Below are 21,595 nucleotides of genomic sequence, written 5' to 3' on the forward strand. Positions count from 1 at the left end.
GAAAGAGCTATGTGTTTGTTGGTGCCATTTATCATGCAGCAGCGGAAGTCTGTTCAGTCGGTTGTCGGGTACCGCAAAAAACAAACTCCCTTCTATCTGAACAAAAAAGGGAGTTTGTCTGCGTTTCACATCCTCTTATTTCACTTCTTTCGTTTTTTTCAGCTCTGCTAATTGCGCCTCCACTGTTTCTGCCAGAAGATGATCAAGATATGGCTTCCTGTCGACAGCTTTCGTACCGTAAACGTATGAACTCGCAGCTACTTCAGCTTCCAGCTTCTGGACAAACTCTTCTACCCTCGCAAATCCTTTCATTGCATAGTCGCTATGAAACCCTGACAACATTTCCTGTCCTTGCTTGATAGATTTTGCAGCGTGGGCTCTGGATGTTAACACCAGCTTTTTGTATTGGAACTCTTGATATGTGTTTTTAAGTTTATCTATTTGCTCATACAGGATCGCAGTCTGTTTTTTTGTCGCGTCATATTGATTCTGGTACAGATTGCGCTTATTTTCATGAATTACTCTTTCCTGTAGGGCAAGCTTTGCCATGTTATCTTCATTACAATCAACAGCAAGGTTGGCTTGTTTCGTGCGCTTTTCTATGTTTGCTTCTTCTTCTGCGATGAGAAGATCATACCTTTTCTCAAGAAAGAGTTGATAGGAAAGTGCCTGGTTGGCTTTTTCGATTTGCTTGTCCATGTCTCTTATATATTGATCTAACAAAGTGATTGGATTCTCTACTTTATTTAATACCTCATGCACATCTGCAACAACAATATCTTTTACCCGTTTAAAAATACCCATCTTATTTTTCCTCCTTCGACATCTGTTTTTCCCATTTATCTAAAATGGCTGAATTACTATTCTCACCTGAATATGGGGAGTGAAGTGGTACATCAACGAAAACGATATTCCCTTTACGCGGTCTGATTCGTATACATAACCAGTAAATGACGAACGCAATGACAAGTAATGGCAGGATGGGAAGAACCCCAACAAAGATCAGAAGCCAGCCTGTCCATTTTCTCCAGATACTCTCATTTGCATGTTTGCGAACAAACCAACCACTGATGACAAGACCTGCTGCAATCAGGAAGAATACCCAACCATCTGCTTGATGTCTTCGCTCACCGTGTTCTCGTTTGATATCCCCTTTGTGGAATCGCCTTCCTTCAGATTTGGGTTGTAATCGCTCCGAATGTTCGCTTTGTCCTACCAATTCCTTCTCGCCTCTGTCTTGCAAGCTTACAAAGATTTGATAAACATGCGGATAAGCGAGCATCTCCTTATTCATCCAGCCTGTTGCGTGTAAAGCCCGGAATCCACCAGCAAGAATGACAGCTGAAACAGTAGCAACGATCAGCCACCTCCAGATTTTCCGCTTCTTTTTTTTTTCTTCCATCCATTCTCCTCCTTTTTCGATGATGAGATGTTTTGTTTACAGGTACGATTATGGACCTCCAGTCTTAACTTTCCCTTAAGAACTACAAGAGCAGGAAAAAAGAAAAAAGAGTACCAATGGAATCGGTACCCAATACTTTGTTATTTTTGATTCTTAGGGAACGTAATTTCAAAGCAAGTTCCTTCCCCTGCTTTGCTGCTGACCGTAATTTTTCCATGATGCTTGTCAATAATCCACTTGGCAATAGATAGCCCTAAACCATAGCCTTCTGCCATCGTCCGTGCTTTGTCGCTTTGGTAAAACCGCTCAAAAATGTTTGGAATTTCTTTCTCGTCCATTCCAATCCCATCATCTTTCACCTTCAGTTTAATTGTGGAGGCAGTTTGTTCACATATAAGTGAGATTTCGCCTCCTGCTTCTGTATATTTCATAGCATTGTCTAAGAAAATGAGAATCAACTGATGGACCCTTTCTTTATCTCCTGTGAAACTGACATTTACTGGCGTATGAAGAGTGATCGCTTTCTCTTGATATACAGTAATTTCTTCATAGTTAGCTACAATATCTCGCAGAACTTCATCAAGCAAAAAGGGCTGTTTCTTCATTTCCATCTGATTGGAATCAGATCTCGCTAAGGTAAGTAAATTGGTGACCAGTTTGGATAATCTTCTAGACTCATTTGAAATCATGGAAATATCAATACTTTTTTCTTGAATCGTTGCAGCAGGCGAGCGAAATAATAAATCTGTTTTTGCTTGTATGACAGCAAGTGGTGTTCTTAACTCATGAGAAGCATCTGAAACAAACTGTTGTTGTTTTGTCCAGGAATTTTGTATTGGGACCAATGCTCGACCTGCAAGAAAATAACCGGCAATCACAGAAGATACGACCCCGATACAGCTTCCGATGATAATAATGACGAGCAATCTGTCCAAAAGCTCCTGCTCTGAATTTACATTGCGGAGATACTGTACCGTTATTACCCCATTCGGGGAATGAACTTTCAAGGTTTTCACGTGAAAAGCAAAGCGCTCAACATGAATTTCCTGAATCTCTCCATCATCCAAGTGCCTTGGCTTCTTGACGAAATTCGCTTTTTGGAAGAAATCTACTCCTGGCCCAGTATTAATCAGTTCATTTTTATCATTCCAGACAAGCGTAATGACACGCGGATCATTTTCAAACAAGAATTCCTCGAGAGCCGGTCCTTTTTCAGGTCCTTTTTTTGCTCCAGCGCCAGGCTGACTCCCGGGCTTACTTCTAGGCTCATCGCTTCTTTCAGGCCTAGGCTGCGGGTTTAACTTCTCAGCTGTTTTTAACAGGGATCGATCAACATCCTTATACAATTGTACATAGGTGAAAAAGTAGATCACAGTAGCTAGCAAACCGATAAGCATTATGAAAACAACTGAATTCATAATGGTAAGGCGCATATGCGTTCGTCTGAACATATTCTTCCCCTTACTGTTCTTTTAACATATACCCAACGCCTCTAATGGTTTGAATATCTTTATGGTATCCGAAGGGCTCCAGCTTTTTTCGAAGATGATGCACAAAAACCTCAACAACTAATATTGTTGTATCTGACTCGAATCCCCATATGCGATCATAAATCTGCTCTTTTGTCAGAATGATGCCCTTGTTTTGTACGAGGTATTCCAATAATTCGTATTGTTTTAATGTCAATTTTACAGGCACCAGATCTACTAGGGTTTCCTGTTCTTTACCAACTAACTGGATGCCACGGTACTTTAAAGTATGATCAGTCGTCAAACTGCCGCTCCTTCTTAACAGCGCTCGAATGCGTGCTTTTAATTCAGCCATTTGAAAAGGCTTGGTCAGGTAATCATCTCCTCCCAACTCCAGACCTTGCACTCTATCCTCCAATGAATCCCTCGCTGTCAAGAATAATACTGGCGTTTTAATTCCCTCCTTGCGCATGCTTTCTATAATTTGAAAGCCATCCATTCTTGGTATCATCACATCTAGCACAATAGCATCATAAATATTTTGCATGGCTAGAAAGAGTGCTTCCTCCCCTTCAGATACTCCATCTACTTTAAACTCATCCACTAATATTTGAATAATCGATTCTTTCAACGGGAGATTATCTTCTACAACTAACAAACGCAACATCACTTCACCCCACATCAATACATCTATTTTCATACTGAGGATCAATTATGTCTTACAACCCTTAACTCTTCCTTAAAGTTCACATCCTCGCAACTTAAGGATTTGTTAAGTTTTCTACGCTACTATTTATCCAACTTAAAGACAGAGGTGACTTTTGTGAAAAAAAATAAAACCTTGGCTACCCGCGGTCCTTTTCGTAACGGTTATTGCAATGTTTATTCTTTATTCATTCTATACCACACCACAAAAAATGCACCAAGTTCCTCCTATCAGTGGCGGTCATCCGAATATGGCGAGCGGTGATTATCGAGATATCTTTCATTTACTTGGCCCGCTCGTCAAACATATCTTCCATTTTCATCTGTTTACAGGGTGGGCAGCATTAGTATTTAGTATATTACATTCGTACCTAAGCTTTATTGGTCTTATCTTTTTGTTCATTCATACAGGTGGTCATTTTATAATCACCGTGACCGGTACGATACTCGTCTTGATTGCGGTTTGGCTCATAGGTTTTTTCACCAGACACGCGGATCCTCACACAAAATCAACCGTCATTCATTTAGACGATCAGCTATGAGGGGAAAAAGGAGATTTGATTAATGGAACTACAAGAGGAGAATCTGATGACTCCTTTACTCCATTTAATCATGTGACATGCTCTATTTAACAACAGAAAAAAGGCAATCCCCTCGTCGTTACAAGATCCGGGAACTGCCCTTTTCATTTTTCACTCTCAAACCTCTCTATTCCAACTCAGCCGCCACACGACTCACTTTTGCAGCCAGCTCGTCGAGATCGACGTTCATCTCAAGAGCCGCAAACAGACCTGTGAAGTACTCGTTGATCTGGTCGATGACGCGATTGCGTTCACTTGCCACCAGCTCTTGGAACAGCGTAGAAAACTGCTCATCCAATTGCTTGTTTCCGATTTCTACATATCCGCTCACTGGTTCTTGCATCCGCTTCTCCAGCTCGTCACGCATTTTTGCTTTGCCATCCTGCTCGAAAAAGTCTTTCGTGTTTTTGAACAAGGAAATCGCGGAAGCAAATGCGGATTCGGCTACTGGCAGCTCGTTTGCAAAGGACAATGTTTCCACCTGTCTCTGCTGATAAGGTGCCAAGGTCAAACCTGCTGCATAACCTTGTACATCCTTTTGCCACGCCGCAACAAGCATTGTGCCCTGCTTGTTCGTGAATTTCTCCAAACGAAGGGTAGTGGCACGCAGCTCCTGCGCCAAGTCGTAGCTGATCGAACGCAGAAGATCAGTCAAGCATCCTTGCAGTGCTTGCTTCATGTTGCGTCCATCGTCCTTAATCACAGCCGGGTTAAAAGCCAGATTAAACAGCTCATTGAAACGGAAGAACAAGCGCTGGCGAACGTAGTAGAGCAGCTCCTCGCGCTCTTTTGCCAAGTCGCGTTCGAACGAAGCGGTAGACAGTGCTTCAACAGCTGACAGAGCCTGTGTCTTGGCGTTGCTTGCTGCTTCTTTGCGCAATAGACGCTCGTCTTCCCCGGACTGTGCCATACGCATGAATTCAGTCAAGGTATCATGGGCGCGACGGATTTCACCGATTGCAGCATTCACAGCAATTTGCGTCAGCTCTTCAATCGTAAAGCGGAGGAACTCTGCTTCAAACGACGCCATTCCAGAGAACTTGAATGCTTCATCTGCTGGCATTAGCGGCTCGCCTTCAGCCGTATTCGTGCGCTGGCGGTATACTTTCTCAGCAGAAGCTGCCAGCTTGCCTTTTTCATGCATACGTGCCAACAGAGCAGTCTGGCTCGATACCGGATAAATACGTGGGAGGCGAATTCCGCACGAGAGGAGGTTTTTCTCTACGTGGGTTAGGACACCCTGCAATTCTTCTTCATTCGCTGCGAGGTCACAAGCATTGACGATAAAGAACATTTTGTCCATTTCAAATGTATCCTTGACGCGACCCATTTGCAGCAAAAACTCGCGGTCAGCCTGTGCAAAGGCGTGGTTGTAATACGTCACAAACAGAACCGCATCCGCGTTTTTCATGTATTCAAACGCCACACCTGTGTGACGTGCGTTAATGGAGTCAGCACCAGGGGTATCTACCAGAACAATTCCCTGATCAGTCAGCGGACAAGAATAGAACAGCTCGATGTACTCTGCGAAACAAGCTTTTTCTTCTTTTGCCACAAACCCTTTAAACGCTTGCATATCAACCAGCAGCTCGCCGCCCAGATGAGCCGACATTTCTGGCAAGCCTTTTGTAACAGCTTTCAAAAAGGTGTAGTGAGGTTTTGCCGTTGGCGGGATTTGGGCGACGTCGATCTTGCCCAGCTCAGCCAGTGCCCCTTCGAGATCAGTAGCGGTCATACCAAAGACAGCTAAGGAACGGATCACGTCCTGCTCAATGGCTTCACGCTCTTTCATGACGACACGAACCGTGCCATGCGGATGTGTATCTGTCGGCGGCATGATTTTGTTGATAGCCGCTGTTGTCGGGTTCGGTGACACTGGCAGCACGAGATCGCCCATCAAAGCGTTCGCAAAAGACGATTTCCCTGCACTGAATGCGCCAAACAGTGCAACGGTAAAACGATTGGCAGTCAGGCGATCTGCTCGATCCAGCATCGCCTGTGCCTGTGCTTGCATCCCTGGTACAGATACGACTTCTTCACTTGCGCGTCGCAGACGCTCTGCTGCCGCAATTAGTTTGTCTCGTAGTTGATTCATGCTACCTGTTCTCCTCCACGCATAATCGCCAACAGACGACCCTTGGTTTCTTCTTCTCTCGCTGCCAGTCCAGCCAGCTTTTGATGCAGTGTTGCCAATTCACGCAATACGCCAAGACGCTCGCCTTGAGCTGCACTTTCTACACGCACTTTCTCCTTTATCATCTCGACCACTTGTGCAATGAAAGAGAGACCCACTCGTCTGTACTCCAGCTTCATCCCGCTGGAAATATCCGCACAGTAGTTCAGGACGTACTCACTCGAAGCAGCACCCTCTTTGATGTGCTTGCTCAGGAACTCTCCTGTAATCTCAATCTTGGTCGCGTGCACGCTGGCGTGATATTCTTCGCTCCGCAAATCAAACACTTGCGGCTGCTTGCCAAGCCATTCTTTGAAATGGAAGTCGAGATTTCCCGCCACTTTTTCGCGGAACTCAACGAGAAGCGCTTCTTCACGACGTGCGCGTTCTTCCTCCGTCTTCTTGCCTGCAAACAACAATCCCACCTTGAAGCCCGGCTTACGGCTCTCCAAGTAGCTTCGTGCTGCTTCGTTTGTGCTGAAATAAGTCAAACGAGCATTGTCCAAGAGTACACTCAGCTCTTTTTCCATCTGAAGTCGGGCATCCTCAGCGCGCTGCTGTAGAGCCGCTGCAGTCGCTTCCTCCTGCTCAAGCGCTTTCTCCACAGCCGCTCTATTACGACTGTCGATGCCTTCTACTTCCAGACCATCCAGCTGGGCTTCCCACTGCTGGCGTTGATCTGCCTGGCTTGTTCTTACTACTTGGATGTGTTCCTCGATCAAATGCTCGGCAGCACTGCGAACGCTCGTGCCAACCAGCTTTTCACGATCAGCGATCAACTGCGAGAGCATGCCCTTAAAATCCGCATACATGTTCTCAGGATGATCTGGCTCCGCAAGCGACGTGTAAAAAATACCATCGGGATGAATGTTCCAAGTCGCGAATGCTTCCTCGACACTTTCCTTATAGCTATCGAAATCCAATTCGAAATCAATATGTTTATCGATCATGTTCACAACCAGATAGACTGGCTTTCCTCGGTCCTTCAACGTCTTCGTAAAATTGAAGTTCTCTTCGGCTTGAACATGGTTATAGTCCATCATGTAAATGACGACGTCCGCCAAATGCAGAGCAGATTCCGTAGCGATTTTGTGTGCGGCATCCGTTGAGTCAATGCCCGGTGTATCGAGCAAGCTGGCGTATTCGTCAAGGAATGTTCCCGGATAAGAGACCTCTACGGATTCAACCGTATCTCCGTCAACAGCAAACTGCTTGAGCTTCTCCATCTCTGTATCTGGATCAAATGTAAGGACTCCGCTGTTCATGGTGAAGACGCGAGCCGCTTTTTCTCCGCCCCGAATCTTCACGACATTCGCACTTGTCGGAATCGGATTGGACGGCAACAAGTTGACACCCAGAAGCGTGTTAATCATCGTTGATTTTCCAGCGGAAAAATGTCCGCAAAACGCAATATTCAGTTCAGCGTGTTTTGTTTTCGCGGCCAGTTGAATGAGCTTGTGCGGCGTGGTTTCGTCACCCTGCGATTTCATTACTTCTGCGAGTTCTTCCCATGTATGTGCCAGTCGGGAAAAGTCCGTTTCCCGGATCAATACTTGACTGTCAAGCACTTCTATTCCACCCTTCTCCATCGTTCCTACTCTCTCTACTTGTGCCTGTTCAAAAGAACTTCCTTTATCCTACACTCTATTCTACCATGCCGAATGTACCATAGGTCACAAATGAGTTCAATTCAAAACTATGAAAGATTTAGCATTCGCCTATTCTTCCGCATAATTTTCCTCTCATCTGGAAAAAATCGCACTAACATGATATTCGCAATCTGAACGGGAGGAACTTAAAATGATGCGCAGATTTTTGTCACAGCGTCGCAAAAAGAAAACTCCCTCTCTTATCACACAGCGTTTGCAGCAGCGAAATGATCCTGCACTTGCACTATCGACCAGTTTGCAACAAAACATGGAGACATTTAAGACTGTGCTCGGCAGCCCACACGATTTATTAATTCGTTCCTTTACGATCGGCAACACCACACATTCCTGTGCCGTGATTGCGATTGATGGATTGGCGAACTGCGATATGCTAGATGCGCAAGTCCTTGGACAAATCCAGTTGATGATCTCGACTGCTTCCAAAGTAGTACCGACTGAACCTGATGAGATTGTCCGGATGCTTTATGAGGAAGTCCTTTCTGTTGTTGAAATATCGAAAGCAACGGATTTGACAAAAATACTCGAAGGCATTCTTTCCGGGGATACAGCCATTTTTGTAGATGGAGCGACCGAAGTCATTATTATCGACAGCAAGGGATGGAAAACGCGGGCCATTGAGGAGCCTGTCTCCGAAGGCTTGGTGCGAGGTCCGCGGGATGGCTTTACGGAGAGTATCCGGGACAATACCGTCCACATTCGCAGACGCGTCAAAGACCCAAACTTGCGCTTTGAAGGGTCTATCATAGGCAGACGCAGCCGTACAGATGTGATTATCGCCTACATTGAAAACATCGTTGATCCAGAACTACTGGATGAAGTGAGACGGCGAATATCTACGATCGATGTTGACGAGATAGAAGAGTCCGGTTTTATCGAGCAATGGATTGAAGATGATTTTCTGTCGCCTTTTCCGCAGATTCATAACACAGAGCGGCCCGATAAAGTGAGTACAGCATTGTTTCAAGGCCGCATTGCGATATTGGTGGACGGCACTCCCATGGTGCTTATTTTGCCGGTGACGATTGGCTTGCTCCTCCACTCACCTGAGGATTACTACGAGCGTTGGATTGTCGGTTCATTAGCCAGGCTGTTGCGGTATTTGGCAGCATTTCTGGCCGTCTATTCGCCCGCTTTCTATATCGCTCTCGTCACTTTCCACCCCGGCTTGATCCCGTCAGATCTCGCCTTCTCGATTGCAGCCACACGTGATGGGGTTCCGTTTCCGGCATTCGTAGAAGCAATCATGATGGTGACGACGATGGAGCTGTTGCAGGAAGCGGGATTACGCTTGCCGAAGCCGATCGGCCAAACCGTCGGAATCGTTGGCGGTCTCGTCATCGGTGATGCTGCGGTTTCTGCGGGCATCGTCAGTCCAGTCATGGTCATCGTCGTCGCCCTCACTGCCATCGCTTCTTTTGCCATCCCTGCTTATCACCTTGCCATCGCCTTTCGGATGATTCGTTTTTTCGCCATGTTTATGGCGGCCATTTTTGGTATTTATGGCGTGGTGCTTAGCTTTATTGCCATCATGATTCATTTATCCAATCTGACCAGCATCGGGTACCCTTATTTGGCGCCTCTTGCTCCACAGATGCCAAGGGATTGGAAGGATATGATTTTGCGCGCACCTGTTACCTTTTTGAAAACCCGACCAGATGCCCTTCACACGAAAGATGAAAACAGAATGAGTACAGGAGGGTCGTAAGTGAGTGCAGAAACCTTGGCGGAGAAAATGATCAGCAAAAATCATATGGGGATTAATATTGCCTCAGTCACAATCGGCGTCGGCATCCTGACCTTTCCCCGCTCCTTAGCCAAGGCAACCGGAGCATTCGATGGATGGATTTCCGTCGTGATTAGCGGTCTTTGCGCGTGTCTGGTTGGCTGGCTGCTTGCCAAGCTGGCTGCTCGGTTTCCGAGACAAAGCTTCTTTGAATACAGCTCGATCATCGCAAGCAAACCGATCGCCTACATCTTGACCTTTCTCGTCTGTATTTACACGATGCTATTTGTTTCATTTGAAATCAGGGCAATCGGAAACATCGCCAAGCAGTATCTGTTCTACAATACCCCGGTGGAAATGATCACGCTCTCTTTTCTCTTGATCGTTCAATATTCCGTGATTGGATCACGCATTGCCATGCTGCGGCTCAACTTGCTGTTTTTGCCTGTAGTTCTTGTCGTCATGTTCATCGTCCTGCTGTTTACTACCCAGTTGTTTGAGATCGATAATATCCGTCCCTTTTTTTCATCAGACTGGCGCTCTCTCTTGGAAGGCTCCAGAGTTGTCGGACTGTCTTATTCGGGCTTTGAGATTATCCTTTTTTACACCATGCTGATGAAAAAGCCTCAGGAAGGGGCAAAGGCCGTGACGTTAGGTCTCTCGATCCCCATTCTGCTCTACATGACCATCTACATGTTCGCCATCGGAGTATTCTCTGCGGAGGTTGCGACGAACCTGACCTATCCAACCATCGAGCTGGCAAAAGAGGTCGAAATCCCCGGCGGTTTTTTTGAGCGGGTGGAGTCCATTTTCTTCACCATCTGGATCATGACGATCTTCAACACATGTGCGATGTGGCTCGATATTACCGTGCTCAATTTATCTTCCATGTTCCACAAGGTGCGCAAAACGTTTTGGGTGCTCATTCTTTCTCCCATGATTTATTTTGTCGCGATGCTTCCGCAAAACCTGGTTGATTTCTTCGCATTTGCAGATAGCATCACTTATTTCGGAATGATCCTCGTCTATTTATGTCCGATTTTGCTGCTCCTCATCGCTGTCATACGAGGTGTAAAGGGTCATGAATAGACAGCTCACTGCTTTCTGCATCTTCCTGCTTTTATCGACTTTGCTGGCTGGATGCTGGGATCAGGTTCAAATTGAGGAACGAGGATTTGTGGTAGGCGTAGCGGTTGATAAACCTCGTACAAAAGAAGCCGAGCAGCAAGCCAAACAAGAGGCACCAGACAAACCTCAAGTAAAAGAGCGCTTTCTCGTCACCCATCAATTCGTCGTCCCCGGTGGATTGATCTCCGGCGGCCAAGGAAGCGGCGGTGGTCAAAACACAGCCAATGAGGCTTACCTCAACCTCGTATCCGAGGGAGACTCTCTTTTCGAGATTTCCCGCGAATTGGCTACCCGGACCAGCAGAACTCCGTTTTATCAGCATATGAAGATCCTGATCGTCTCCGAAGACGTTGCCCGTACGAAAAACGGTTTTGCCAGAGCACTCGATTTCTATCTACGTGATCCAGATTCCAGACGAAGCAGCAAGGTATTTATCTCAAATGGCCTCGCTAAAGAAGTACTGGAAGTCAAACCGAAAACAGAGAAGCTGCCCGCTATTTACGTCAACTCGATTGGAGAAAACGTCAAAAAAAATTCCCGCATGCTCCCAGAGGCCCGATTGGGCGATGTCCATGAGGAGCTTCTCAGTTCGTACAGTTTTGTGGTTCCGCGTATTAGACCCGAAGAGCAGGAGGTAAAATTAGCAGGCGCCGCTGTTTTTACCCATGACAATCAGTTGGTTGGTTTTCTCGGGGAAGAAGAGACGGAAGGGCTGAATTTTCTCACGGGAAAAGTTAGCGGAGGTATGGTAAAAGGCAAGTTAAAAAACAATCTTGTCTCGATGAACATCCAAGGGATCAAGCATAGCATTGAACCAGATTTACGCGATCCGCAACACATGAAATTCAAGATAACTATCGAGTGTGAAGGCACATTAGCCGAGTCTTACGCCACAATGGATTCTCTGAATAACACTACGATGGAAAAGCTTGAACAAGTGTTTGCCGAAGAAATCGAGCGAATGAGTAATGATACCATCAGGAAGGTCCATAAGCAGATGAAAGTGGATGTCATCAAGCTTGGCAACTATCTGAAGCAGCATTATTTTTCGCTTTGGAAAAAGATTCGGCGGGATTGGGAAACAGGGCAGCATCTGTATGAAAAAAGTGAAATAAAAGTTCAAGCAAAAGTCTATTTACGCAATATCGGTGCAATCAACCGTACCGAACGCCAAAACAACAGGTGATTCCATGCTCAAATTTTTAGGCGTAGTTCCTCCCTATATGACCTTCGCAGGAACGATCATGGCGTTTTTGATTCCCTATCTTTTTTTTAAAATCAATAACAAAATTCATGAGTTAGGCGATCCGCCGTGGAAGAAACGGAATAACTCCGGTTCATAAAACACCAAGCCGAAATGTACCATGTTTCGGCTTGGTGTTTATCTCATTCGATTTCAAGTTCTCGCAATGTAATATCCCCCTTCAAATATCCGTCAAATGTCTCGATTCGCCTGCAATTGTTTTTGTTCCACTCGAAGTCTCGTAAAATTTGTTCCTCACTCCGCGTTTTTCTTCTTTTCATCTTCATGTTTTTCAATCTTTCATGTGCGTCAATCGATTTTTTGACCGATTTTTCCCATTTTCTTTTATAGATAGGACGTGTTTTTTTGACGATCTTTGCATACGTCATTCTTTCCCGTCTATGATTGAGGATGACCCGTAAAACGCGGCTTTGCTTTTGGAGCAGGGCTTTGCATTCCTTCAGCAGGTCTGGGCTTGAATCTTTTGCGTTCATTTTTGTTTCAATGTCTTTCAGATGATCCTTTTCCAGTTGCAAGCTATTCAAGTCATCATCCTTCATGGAAAAGGATTCCAAATAATTTTCATTTGCATATTTCAGCTCATCGTATTCCGTCTCAATCTCAGCATCTCGCAACTCTTGGATAAAACAGCTTCTGTATCCTTCATCAACCATTTTGTCCATCACAACAGCAGGAGCTAGCTCAAAGGCTTCTGGTTGGTCTGCATCCTCCATGGCTTCAAACTCGATAAAATCTTGTCTATTTTTCTCGTACATTTTCTCGATTGCTTTTCGAATACCCGCAGACTCTACCACCAATCCGTCTTGTACACTCCCGTAGTCCGCTACCCTTTCCCGTCCTTTCCATGCTATCGGATCTTTATTTTTCGCATGATCTGACATCAAGGCTTGATGCATGGAAAAGCGAATACCTGAAACGCCCTTCGTATCTTCCAATTCACTGGACTTCTTCGTAAAGTCTTTGTCTTCTCCGCGATTTACGGAATACGACAAATGGTATCTCGCCGTATAATCACTCTCCGTATAATCCAAATTACTTTCGTCCATATTTTCTGAATATTGATCATAGGAGGAATCCCCTACCGTCGGACGACCAAATTGCCCATTGTTGAGCATCTCTGCCTTTGCCTCCCATTTGAAGGGTATTCTGACAGGAAGCTGAATTTCCCACGGCTTGTCCGCGTCTATTTTTTTCAAGATCCCCAATTTTAATAGCTGATCCTGGTCTACACTGAAGTTCAATTGATCGTATTTTACTTCTACCGTGTACTCATACTTTGTTCCAATTTTCGCTTCACGAAGCATTTCCTCGATTGTATTATTATAGGATTGTTGATTATTTTTTGTATCCTGCGGGGCTACATTCCATTCTTGATCGGCTCCTTGTCCTCTGAGGATCTGATAGCCAACCAAATGACCTCCGTCGTAGCTAGCCAATAACCCGCTGATCGCGCCTTCCCGTATGAGAATCTCTTCATTTCCAAGATTTCCAATGGCTGTTACCAACTTTAAGCCTTCACGGTCATTTTTAGAGGCACTTTTTGTAATAAGAGCGGTAACAGAATGAGGACGGTCGCATGTATCTCCCAATTCTTTTTTTGTTTTGGCAAATACCTTTGCATTCAAATTTTTTTCCCCGTACACTTCCTTTAACATCCCCCAAAAAGTAGGAAGTCCTTTATCTGCTTGCACATCCGTAAACTTCCCGTCATCTCCAACGGCTTCTTCAAAATCTTCTTGTTCGAATACATCTGGATGGTCCGCTTTCATTTTATTGAGATTCTCTTGTTTGAGTTTCCTTTGGATGATTGGCATTCGAGGTTGCTTTTGATTTTGCAACAGCTGCGTCATTGCTTTGTTTCCTACTTTTTTGGCGAGCTGTAAAACGGGTGGCAGATTTCGGGGGGAATTTTGTGGGGAACGTACATTGTCAGATAGATTTTTGCTGCTTGGCCTATGATTTTCTTTTGGGAGTAGCTCCCGATTATGGAACACCCTATCATCCCCTATTCGATTGGAGTTTCTTTCAAGAAAGGACTCACCCGTCTATCCGAGCAAGCCCTTTTCCACTTTTCCTATTGTTGTGCCAGCAAATCAGCAAACGCTTTGGCGTACGCAGGCAGATCAGGCGGTCTGCGTGAACCAACAATATGACCGTCTACCACAACCTCTTCATCTATCCAAATCGCTCCTGCATTCTCCATATCATCTTTAATGCCTGGCGTAGATGTCGTCGTTACCCCGCGTAAAATTTTTGCGGAAGCAAGCACCCACCCCGCATGGCAAATATGCCCAATTGGTTTTTTCGCCTCGTGCATCGCAACCACAAACGACAGCACTTCTGGATAGCGACGCAGCTTGTCAGGTGCCCACCCTCCTGGAACGAGTACACCTGCATAGTCGGCAGGATTAACCTCTGCCATCGCTTTGTCGGCCTCACACGGTACACCGTACTTCCCTATGTAGACGTGATTTGCCTTTGGGCCTACAAAATGGACCGTAGCGCCTTCCTCTCGCAATCTCATCACCGGATACCAGAGCTCGAGATCCTCAAATTCACTTTCGACGAAGCAAACCACTTGTTTTCCTGCAAGTCTCAATGTTCTCGCCTCCTTTTCCTTCTATACTACGCTATTGTAGCAGGTACAGAAGGAAAAGACAGTAGGTTCGTGGATCAAGCATTCATTTCCTCAGGAGTAGGTATGTGCATGACGACTTTTGTCCCTTTTCCCATTTCAGAGGTGATACTCAAGGTAGCTCCAGGAATGGTATCCAATCGTCTGCGGATGTTTTGGATGCCGATGCTTCCTTTTTGATTTTCTCCTTTTGATATTTGGTACAAGAGATCATCTGCTATACCGACCCCATCGTCTTCGATCATGACCTTGATGTAATGACCTCCGTCCACAATGGTAAGCGTCACATGACCTTTTTCGTCCTTTTCGAACAATCCATGCCGGATCGCATTCTCTACGAACGGTTGGATGCTCAAGGAAGGAATCTCTTTTTCAAGAATACCTTCGTCCACGTGACATACAAAGTCGAAGCCTTCTCCAAAACGAGCCTTTTCGATATCTACATAAGCATGGATAAGCTCCATTTCCCGAAATAACGGAACGAACAACGTCGTCCGATCCATATCCAAAATATAGCGCAAGTACTGACTGAGCATGGTGATGAGATACGCTGCCTTTTCTCCATCGGTATAACAGAAAGAAATGACACTGCTTAAAGCGTTATAGAGAAAATGCGGCTTGATTTGAGCCTGATGAAACGCGTGTTCATTGCGAATTGCCTCCTGAATGGAGGTCTTCATCGAGAGCAATGTCTGCACGCGGGCAATGAGTGTCTCCGCATCAAACGGTTTGGTCACATAGTCATTCGCCCCTGCTCTATAGCCGAGTGCAATGTCTTGTGGGGTATCTCTGACGGATGCAAACAGGATCGGCAAGTCAAGAATCGAATACTGCGTTCGCAACAAATGGCACAGCTCAATCCCTGATACTCCTGGCATCATCACATCCAGAATGACGAGGTCAGGTTGGGGTTGCTCCTTGATTTTCGTCATGGCTTCTCTTGCCGAAAAGGCGGAAATGACATTATAGCGATGCTTGGAAAGGATGTTCAGCAAGGTGTGAATGTTGGATGCCTCATCATCGACAATCATGATGGTGTATTGGTGGTTATCCAATATGTTGAGAGGAATCTGCTCACTTGCCTCCCGAAGCCTCTCCTGAGCCGTTGCAGCAAGCTCCTGTGTCACCATCTGCTGCTGCCCCGTCGCTAGCGTAAGTGTCATACGGGTGCCTTTGCCCAGCTCCGAGCTCTCTACCCAAATCTCCCCTCCCATGAGTTCAACCAGCTTGCGATTGATGTATAAGCCTACGCCCATGCCTGTATACCCATCCTGTGGCAATAGTTGGTCCACCTGCTCAAAGTAATCAAAAATGGCTTCGTGCTTATCCGGTGAAATTCCTATCCCCGTATCCTCTACAGAGATACGAACCTGTCCCCCTGCCACGCCCGCCGTTACCTTAATCGAGCCTATATTCGTATGCTTGATGGCATTGTGCACAAGATTATACATAATTTGACGAAGCCGATTCTCATCTGCATACACCCAAATGTTAGCGGGGACCTCATTTTCCAGCCGGACATCTTTCCCCAGCAGTTCGAATTGCAGTACGTCAAAGACAATTTGGGTGATGACCTTGATATCTACAATCGAGAAATGGAGGCGTAGCTCCCCGTGCTTCAAGCGAGTAACATCGAGTAAATCACCAACTAGCATGGACAGCTTGATCGATGTATCCTTGACGAGCCAAAGATTTTGTCTTTGTTTGGAAGACAACGCATTGCTCTCATCTTCTAGTAAATGGGACGTAATATTGATAATCCCGTGAAGCGGTGTCTTCATCTCATGCGAAGTATGCGTCAGAAACTCATCTTTGATCTGATTGGAAATCCTCAATTGATGGGAGAGAATTTCAGTCTTTTCATACGCATTCGTGAATCGAACGGCCAAAAGAATGTTGATGAAGGTAATGAAATAGAGGATGCCGATTTTTCCTGCAAGATCAGTGGGCACGATGTTTTCTGCGTATAAGAGACCGTCAATGAGAGCGATCGACATGGAAACACTCGCCCCAATGAAAAGCAGCAGTTCTTTTCGGTCGGACGAGTCCCTCTGACTCTTGCCAGATAAATAAATCAGCCTACCCATTATGAAAAAATGAATGATTTGCACATAAATCAAGAGAGGCCCTTTCAAATTCGTATAGAAGGAGTACGGCAAGACGAGAATGACAAGAATGTAGAGAAAAATGGGCGCTGTCAGCTTCACCAGCCAGTTGCGGGATAGAACCCTTGTATCGATGGAACAGAAAAATAGGGCGAGTAAGATTGAACTCGCAAATAGGGAGGCATCCTGTGCCTTATATGCAACTGTGAAAGGAATCGAAGGAAAGAGTTGCAGCAGCACCTTCTCACCAAAAACCATGTGATAAATACCAAGAAGAATCATATAGCTGCCGCTAAATAAATAGGTTCGCTCCCTCAAGCGGAGAAAATAAAAGCTAAGATGGTACGCAGCCATGATCCCCAGTGTTACGACAAAGGCGATATCTGTTCCGAGCAAGGTGCTGTTTAAAATGGCAATATCCTCATCCAAACCTAGTTGGATAGAGCTCGCAATCCCCCCGGTGAAAAACATGAAATTCGCCACTTGAATGACAATCTCCAGATCCTTGTCATCTGCGGAAAAAAACACGGTATAGGGCGTATTTCCTGGTTGATGGGCTTCACTCACTACAGCAGGCTGTCCACTCGCACCCTCTTCGTTTCCGTTAAGGAATAATCGGTGGGACATCCGAATGCTTTTTGTTTTCAATCCGTAGATTTGCCCGTCTTTTGGGAGCTTTACTTGTAATCGATAGGTTGCAGCGCCTTTCCTGTCGATACTATCGATGACACGGTCTCCCTTCCACGTCCCAGGTACGACCAGATACGAGACATTTGCATGTAGCCCTCGTCGAAAATCTTCAGGTGATAGCAATTCCCCCGGATATATCTCCCATTCCCCATCTAAATTGACCAAGCCTTGGCTTTGAAAATCCCAGCTCGACAAATCGAGTAATCCCCGCTTCGCCATGGGCATGTCCCGACTAGGAAAGGTTTGTATATAAATCCCGATAAATACTGCTATAGAAAGTAAAAAAACCAATCCAATCCCGGCAGGCATCAGGAAATTTCTTCGCTCCAAAAATGTATCCCCTTCCCCTACAGAGCTCGAATATAGTTTCAAGACTCCTTATGCCGATTATCAACTTCTTGTTGAACGAGACTACCGAAGCGGCTCTCCCAAGCTGATTCGCAGTGCTCTGTACAAACGTTCCAGCACGACCAAACGCGCCAACTGATAGGGATATGCTTTCTTCGGGAGTGCCAACCGCTCATTTGCCCTTAACAAGACTTCCTCTGATAAGCCAAATGAGCCGCCAATCACAAAGATAATCTCATTTTGACCCTCCGCCGACAAATCTTCAATTTGCATAGAAAGTCGCTTCGGGGTCCACAGTTCTCCTTCTCCAGTGAGGGCAATAACATACTGTTCTTGTTTGACTTGCGCGAGAATTTTTTGTCCTTCCAACTGCCTCACTTGTTCGATTTCAGAGCTGTTCATCTTTTCCATTCGGTCATCTTCTGGAATTTCGACGATGTTCATTTTGCAATACACGGCCAAGCGTTCGCTGTATGCTTCCACTCGCGGCAAGATATCATTTTTGATTTTTCCCACAGATATTATGGTGAACTGCATGAAACTCGCCTTCTTCCTTTTTCTTGGAATGATAGCAATTCGTTCTCCCAAACTTCTCACAGGATCTGTGGTTGTAATGATATCTTCCTGCTTCTTGTCTCACTGCCCAATCACGCGCGTCACCCACTCGCTTATCTCCTGAGGCGGATCCATTTCCCACTCTTGGCGATAGGCATTAGCGAATTTGGCATAGTGCTGGACGATTTTCTGTTTTTGTTCGCCCCTTGCGTAAATGCTCATCAAAGCGACATTCATTTCCTCGTGCAAAGGGTACACCGTCAAGTACTCTTCCAGCCTGCGCACTGCTTTGGGCAACTCCTCTGAGGCAATGTCTAGCTCTACCAGTTTGCACACCAGCTCCGTATACTTTTTTCGATACCGTTCTTCCAGAGGGGCTTTCCACAAGAAATCCTTGCGATCAAAAAGGGCTCCCTTGTACATTGCACACAAGTTTTCGGCTCCTCTTGCGCTTTGCCTATCCTTTAACGAAGCAAGATCGAATTGCTGGAATGCCAATAAATCGTACGTCTGATCCAACGGGTGAAATAGATAACCTTCACCCGTTTTTTGTATATCGATGCCGAGTTCTTGCTCTTTCATGATTTTCTTCAGGCGGTACATGGTATTGTGCAGGTTATGCGTGGCTCTGCTTTCGTCCATCTCCGGCCATAAAAGATCAGTCAGATGCCACTTGCTGATATCCTCCCTGGGATGACAGAGAAAGTAGGCAAACAGCTCCTCACTCTTTCTCGTTGGCCATCGCACAACTTCGCCTCCTGCATTGCGCACGTCCATACCACCAAAGCATTGGATGGAACTATTCTTCATGGGATGTTTGATCGGAGTCGTCATTTGTAGCTGTTTGACTAACCGATTCGTCACCCGTTCAATGGCAGCAGGCGTAATCGGTTTTAAAATATAGTCAAACGCGTATACCTTAAACGCATCCAACGCGTACTGCTTATAGGCAGTCGTAAAAATAATTTTTGTGTGCTCAGACAACTCGTTTATTTTGGAACCTAGCTCAAGTCCGTTCATTTTTGGCATTTCTACATCTAAGAACGCCACATCAGGGCATAGATCGGGCAGACAAGCGAGAGCCTCTAGTGGATGTGTGAATGCTCCAACGATCGTATAGTGATCGTTTTGTCCGATGACATGCTTCATGAGATCAAGGATAGGCTTTTCATCTTCCACTATCATTACCTTAATCACTGTCGTCCTCTCCTTTGGCAGGCTTTGTTTGTCCTGATGCTTCCATACAATCTTCCCTATCTATTGTCGGTATAATGGACAATGATTGTAAGAACAAAAAAAAGTGAGAAACAGGCCTACTCACTGTTCCCCACCTTATAACGAAAACCATATGTATAGATTGCTGGTGCCGGTAGAGGGACTTGAACCCCCACGGTTTCCCTCACGATTTTGAGTCGCGCGCGTCTGCCAATTCCGCCATACCGGCTTATTCAAAATGAAAATGGTCGGGAAGACAGGATTCGAACCTGCGACCCCTTGGTCCCAAGCCAAGTACTCTACCAAGCTGAGCTACTTCCCGATTGCCAGCCATATCGGACCTTCTCTCATTCGACAACTTCCGATAAGTATCGCAACACTTACATACTATACAGACAAATTGAACCAATATCAATACCGGATTTTTTTGGAATATAGTCATTTTTTCCTAGTATTGAACTTCTCTCTTCTTGGAGGACAGATTTTCCCACATGGTATTTGCCGTTTCAAGAAATCTTGCGGAAGGTTAAAAGGATAATCCAGCGGATGACGCCCTACAATGATCCAACGCCCATTTGGAAGCTTTTTCAACTGATACACACGGAAAAATCGATCACTGGAATCGAAGGCAAACCATACCACAAGTGTCGCACGCTTGCTGCCCGAAGACAGGACCTGTGATTTTACAATCGGTGGCGCCCCTATCGTATCCCCTACCGGGATCGCGAGTCGTCCGTTTATTCGCCGCAAATCAAGATTGCCGATCACTCGATTTGCCAGACAAGGGGTCATGAATTTTTGCAGGAAACGGCGAATTTTCAACTTGGAATTGAACCGCTTTGGCAAAATGATTCCGCGATCCCCCACCCGCTTATGGGCTGAAAAGATAATCGTAAAGAATGCTTGCTCTGCCAATCGAATGACCTGCACCCATTGCTTTTTCATCTGACGTCCCTCCCCTTGTCAGACTATGCATCACGGGAGGAAAACGGTTGGACGCGTATCCATATACATAAACCGTTGCATGAGGGACAAATTAATACGGTGTTCCCATCATCAAAACCCGCAGGAGGTATAGCAATGCCTAGCCAAATTAACACTGACTCACTAAAAAAAGCAGAGGCAGCAACCACGCTGGCAAAAAATATGATTACGCAAGCGATCGAGCAATCTGCAGCCAATCCACAGCTCGCCGAAGAAGCCTTGAAACAAGCGTCACAGGAAATTGCCCAAGCGCAAACGATGGTGTCCCAAGTCCAATCCTCGCTGCAAACCCAAGCGCAAGCTCAACAAAGTCAATCCTAAACACATGCAGGCAGACCCGGAATGACTGGTGGTTTGCCTGTTTTCCCCATACAATAGCAATAGTTGCAAGATGAATGCTAAAAAGGTGGGGGACGTATTGCCGCAACTCCAAGGATTGAATCATTTGCTTTTCTCTGTCTCTAATCTGGAAAAATCTTTTTGTTTTTACCGGGATGTCCTGCATGCCAAACCACTCGTACGAGGTCGCAAGCTGGCTTACTTTGACTTAAATGGCTACTGGTTGGCGCTAAACGAGGAACCTGACATCCCACGCAATGAAATTGCTCACTCCTATACACACATGGCCTTCACAATAACAGAAGAGTCATTTGACGAGTGGTACGCTCACTTGGAAAAGCATGGCGTTACCATTTTGCATGGACGGGATCGTTCGGAGCGGGATAAGCGCTCCATTTATTTCACCGACCCTGATGGGCATAAGTTCGAATTACATACAGGCACTCTCCAGGACCGTCTCGCTTACTACCGGGACGAAAAGCATCACATGAACTTTTTTGAATAATCGATGATGTTGCCCATTTCTTAACATTCTTTTCACAAAATCATAATAGTTCCAAAGATTCAACCCCATACGTGAATGCTATAATCTATAAAGTACTTATGGCC

At 45.6% G+C, this 21,595-nt stretch carries 17 protein-coding genes and 2 tRNA genes; 5 read left to right on the forward strand and 14 right to left on the reverse strand.

The features are described 5' to 3' along the window. Positions 1–135: 135 nt before the first annotated feature. The 6 genes from FO446_RS21490 to FO446_RS21515 all read right to left on the reverse strand — a co-directional run bounded on the left by FO446_RS21490 (position 136) and on the right by FO446_RS21515 (position 7,919). Entirely contained in the window at positions 136–804 is a 669-nt protein-coding gene (locus tag FO446_RS21490; RefSeq protein ID WP_237899003.1) for a PspA/IM30 family protein, read from the reverse strand. A gap of 1 nt (position 805) precedes the next feature. Beyond that, complete coding sequence (locus FO446_RS21495; protein WP_237899004.1) at positions 806–1,402, reverse strand: hypothetical protein; 597 nt, start codon at positions 1,400–1,402, stop codon at positions 806–808. A 140-nt stretch (positions 1,403–1,542) separates the two neighbouring features. Further along, positions 1,543–2,853 carry a sensor histidine kinase gene (locus tag FO446_RS21500; RefSeq protein ID WP_221868051.1) on the reverse strand — a complete coding sequence of 437 codons (1,311 nt, stop codon included), beginning with the start codon at positions 2,851–2,853 and terminating at the stop codon, positions 1,543–1,545. Positions 2,854–2,863: 10 nt separating this feature from the next. Beyond that, entirely contained in the window at positions 2,864–3,535 is a 672-nt protein-coding gene (locus FO446_RS21505) for a response regulator transcription factor (RefSeq protein ID WP_064201164.1), read from the reverse strand. Between the two features lie 749 nt (positions 3,536–4,284). After that, complete coding sequence (locus FO446_RS21510; RefSeq protein ID WP_173610807.1) at positions 4,285–6,252, reverse strand: dynamin family protein; 1,968 nt, start codon at positions 6,250–6,252, stop codon at positions 4,285–4,287. Beyond that, positions 6,249–7,919 (reverse strand): dynamin family protein, encoded by a 1,671-nt coding sequence (locus tag FO446_RS21515; RefSeq protein WP_173610806.1) that lies wholly within the window; start codon positions 7,917–7,919, stop codon positions 6,249–6,251. Before FO446_RS21515 ends, FO446_RS21510 begins: the two co-directional genes overlap by 4 nt. 211 nt (positions 7,920–8,130) lie before the next feature. Here FO446_RS21515 and FO446_RS21520 point away from each other — a divergent pair, with 211 nt between their 5' ends. The 3 genes from FO446_RS21520 to FO446_RS21530 are packed head-to-tail and all read left to right on the forward strand — an operon-like array spanning position 8,131 to position 12,037. Beyond that, complete coding sequence (locus FO446_RS21520) at positions 8,131–9,705, forward strand: spore germination protein (RefSeq protein ID WP_173610805.1); 1,575 nt, start codon at positions 8,131–8,133, stop codon at positions 9,703–9,705. After that, positions 9,706–10,812 carry a GerAB/ArcD/ProY family transporter gene (locus FO446_RS21525; RefSeq protein ID WP_173610804.1) on the forward strand — a complete coding sequence of 369 codons (1,107 nt, stop codon included), beginning with the start codon at positions 9,706–9,708 and terminating at the stop codon, positions 10,810–10,812. It abuts the gene before it with no gap. Beyond that, positions 10,805–12,037 (forward strand): Ger(x)C family spore germination protein, encoded by a 1,233-nt coding sequence (locus tag FO446_RS21530; RefSeq protein WP_237899005.1) that lies wholly within the window; start codon positions 10,805–10,807, stop codon positions 12,035–12,037. Before FO446_RS21525 ends, FO446_RS21530 begins: the two co-directional genes overlap by 8 nt. Before the next feature lie 200 nt (positions 12,038–12,237). On the opposite strand, the gene FO446_RS21535 is transcribed toward FO446_RS21530, so the two are convergent. The 8 genes from FO446_RS21535 to FO446_RS21570 form a co-directional block, all read right to left on the reverse strand. Further along, a complete protein-coding gene (locus FO446_RS21535) occupies positions 12,238–13,965 on the reverse strand; it encodes a DNA/RNA non-specific endonuclease (RefSeq protein ID WP_237899006.1) in 1,728 nt (575 codons plus the stop codon). 224 nt (positions 13,966–14,189) lie between these two features. Next, on the reverse strand, positions 14,190–14,714 hold the full coding sequence (locus FO446_RS21540; RefSeq protein WP_173610801.1) for a type 1 glutamine amidotransferase domain-containing protein: 525 nt from the start codon (positions 14,712–14,714) through the stop codon (positions 14,190–14,192). A gap of 74 nt (positions 14,715–14,788) precedes the next feature. After that, positions 14,789–17,854, reverse strand: coding sequence for an ATP-binding protein (locus tag FO446_RS21545; protein WP_232774507.1), 3,066 nt, complete (start codon positions 17,852–17,854; stop codon positions 14,789–14,791). Between the two features lie 102 nt (positions 17,855–17,956). Further along, complete coding sequence (locus tag FO446_RS21550; RefSeq protein WP_173610799.1) at positions 17,957–18,430, reverse strand: 23S rRNA (pseudouridine(1915)-N(3))-methyltransferase RlmH; 474 nt, start codon at positions 18,428–18,430, stop codon at positions 17,957–17,959. Between the two features lie 99 nt (positions 18,431–18,529). Continuing rightward, the gene (locus FO446_RS21555; RefSeq protein WP_173610798.1) at positions 18,530–19,645 is read right to left on the reverse strand and encodes a response regulator; all 1,116 of its coding nucleotides are present in this window, start codon (positions 19,643–19,645) and stop codon (positions 18,530–18,532) included. A gap of 164 nt (positions 19,646–19,809) precedes the next feature. Next, positions 19,810–19,892, reverse strand: a tRNA-Leu gene (locus FO446_RS21560). Positions 19,893–19,908: 16 nt separating this feature from the next. After that, positions 19,909–19,985: transfer RNA gene (locus FO446_RS21565), tRNA-Pro, on the reverse strand. 116 nt (positions 19,986–20,101) lie between these two features. Beyond that, complete coding sequence (locus tag FO446_RS21570; RefSeq protein WP_173610797.1) at positions 20,102–20,608, reverse strand: hypothetical protein; 507 nt, start codon at positions 20,606–20,608, stop codon at positions 20,102–20,104. Between the two features lie 135 nt (positions 20,609–20,743). Here FO446_RS21570 and FO446_RS21575 point away from each other — a divergent pair, with 135 nt between their 5' ends. Together FO446_RS21575 and fosB are read left to right on the forward strand one after the other, a co-directional pair. After that, the gene (locus tag FO446_RS21575) at positions 20,744–20,968 is read left to right on the forward strand and encodes a hypothetical protein (RefSeq protein ID WP_173610796.1); all 225 of its coding nucleotides are present in this window, start codon (positions 20,744–20,746) and stop codon (positions 20,966–20,968) included. 70 nt (positions 20,969–21,038) lie between these two features. Further along, positions 21,039–21,491 (forward strand): metallothiol transferase FosB, encoded by a 453-nt coding sequence (gene fosB, locus FO446_RS21580; protein ID WP_173610795.1) that lies wholly within the window; start codon positions 21,039–21,041, stop codon positions 21,489–21,491. Positions 21,492–21,595 lie beyond the last annotated feature (104 nt).

It is taken from the genome of Brevibacillus brevis, from assembly GCF_022026395.1.
GTDB lineage: Bacteria > Bacillota > Bacilli > Brevibacillales > Brevibacillaceae > Brevibacillus.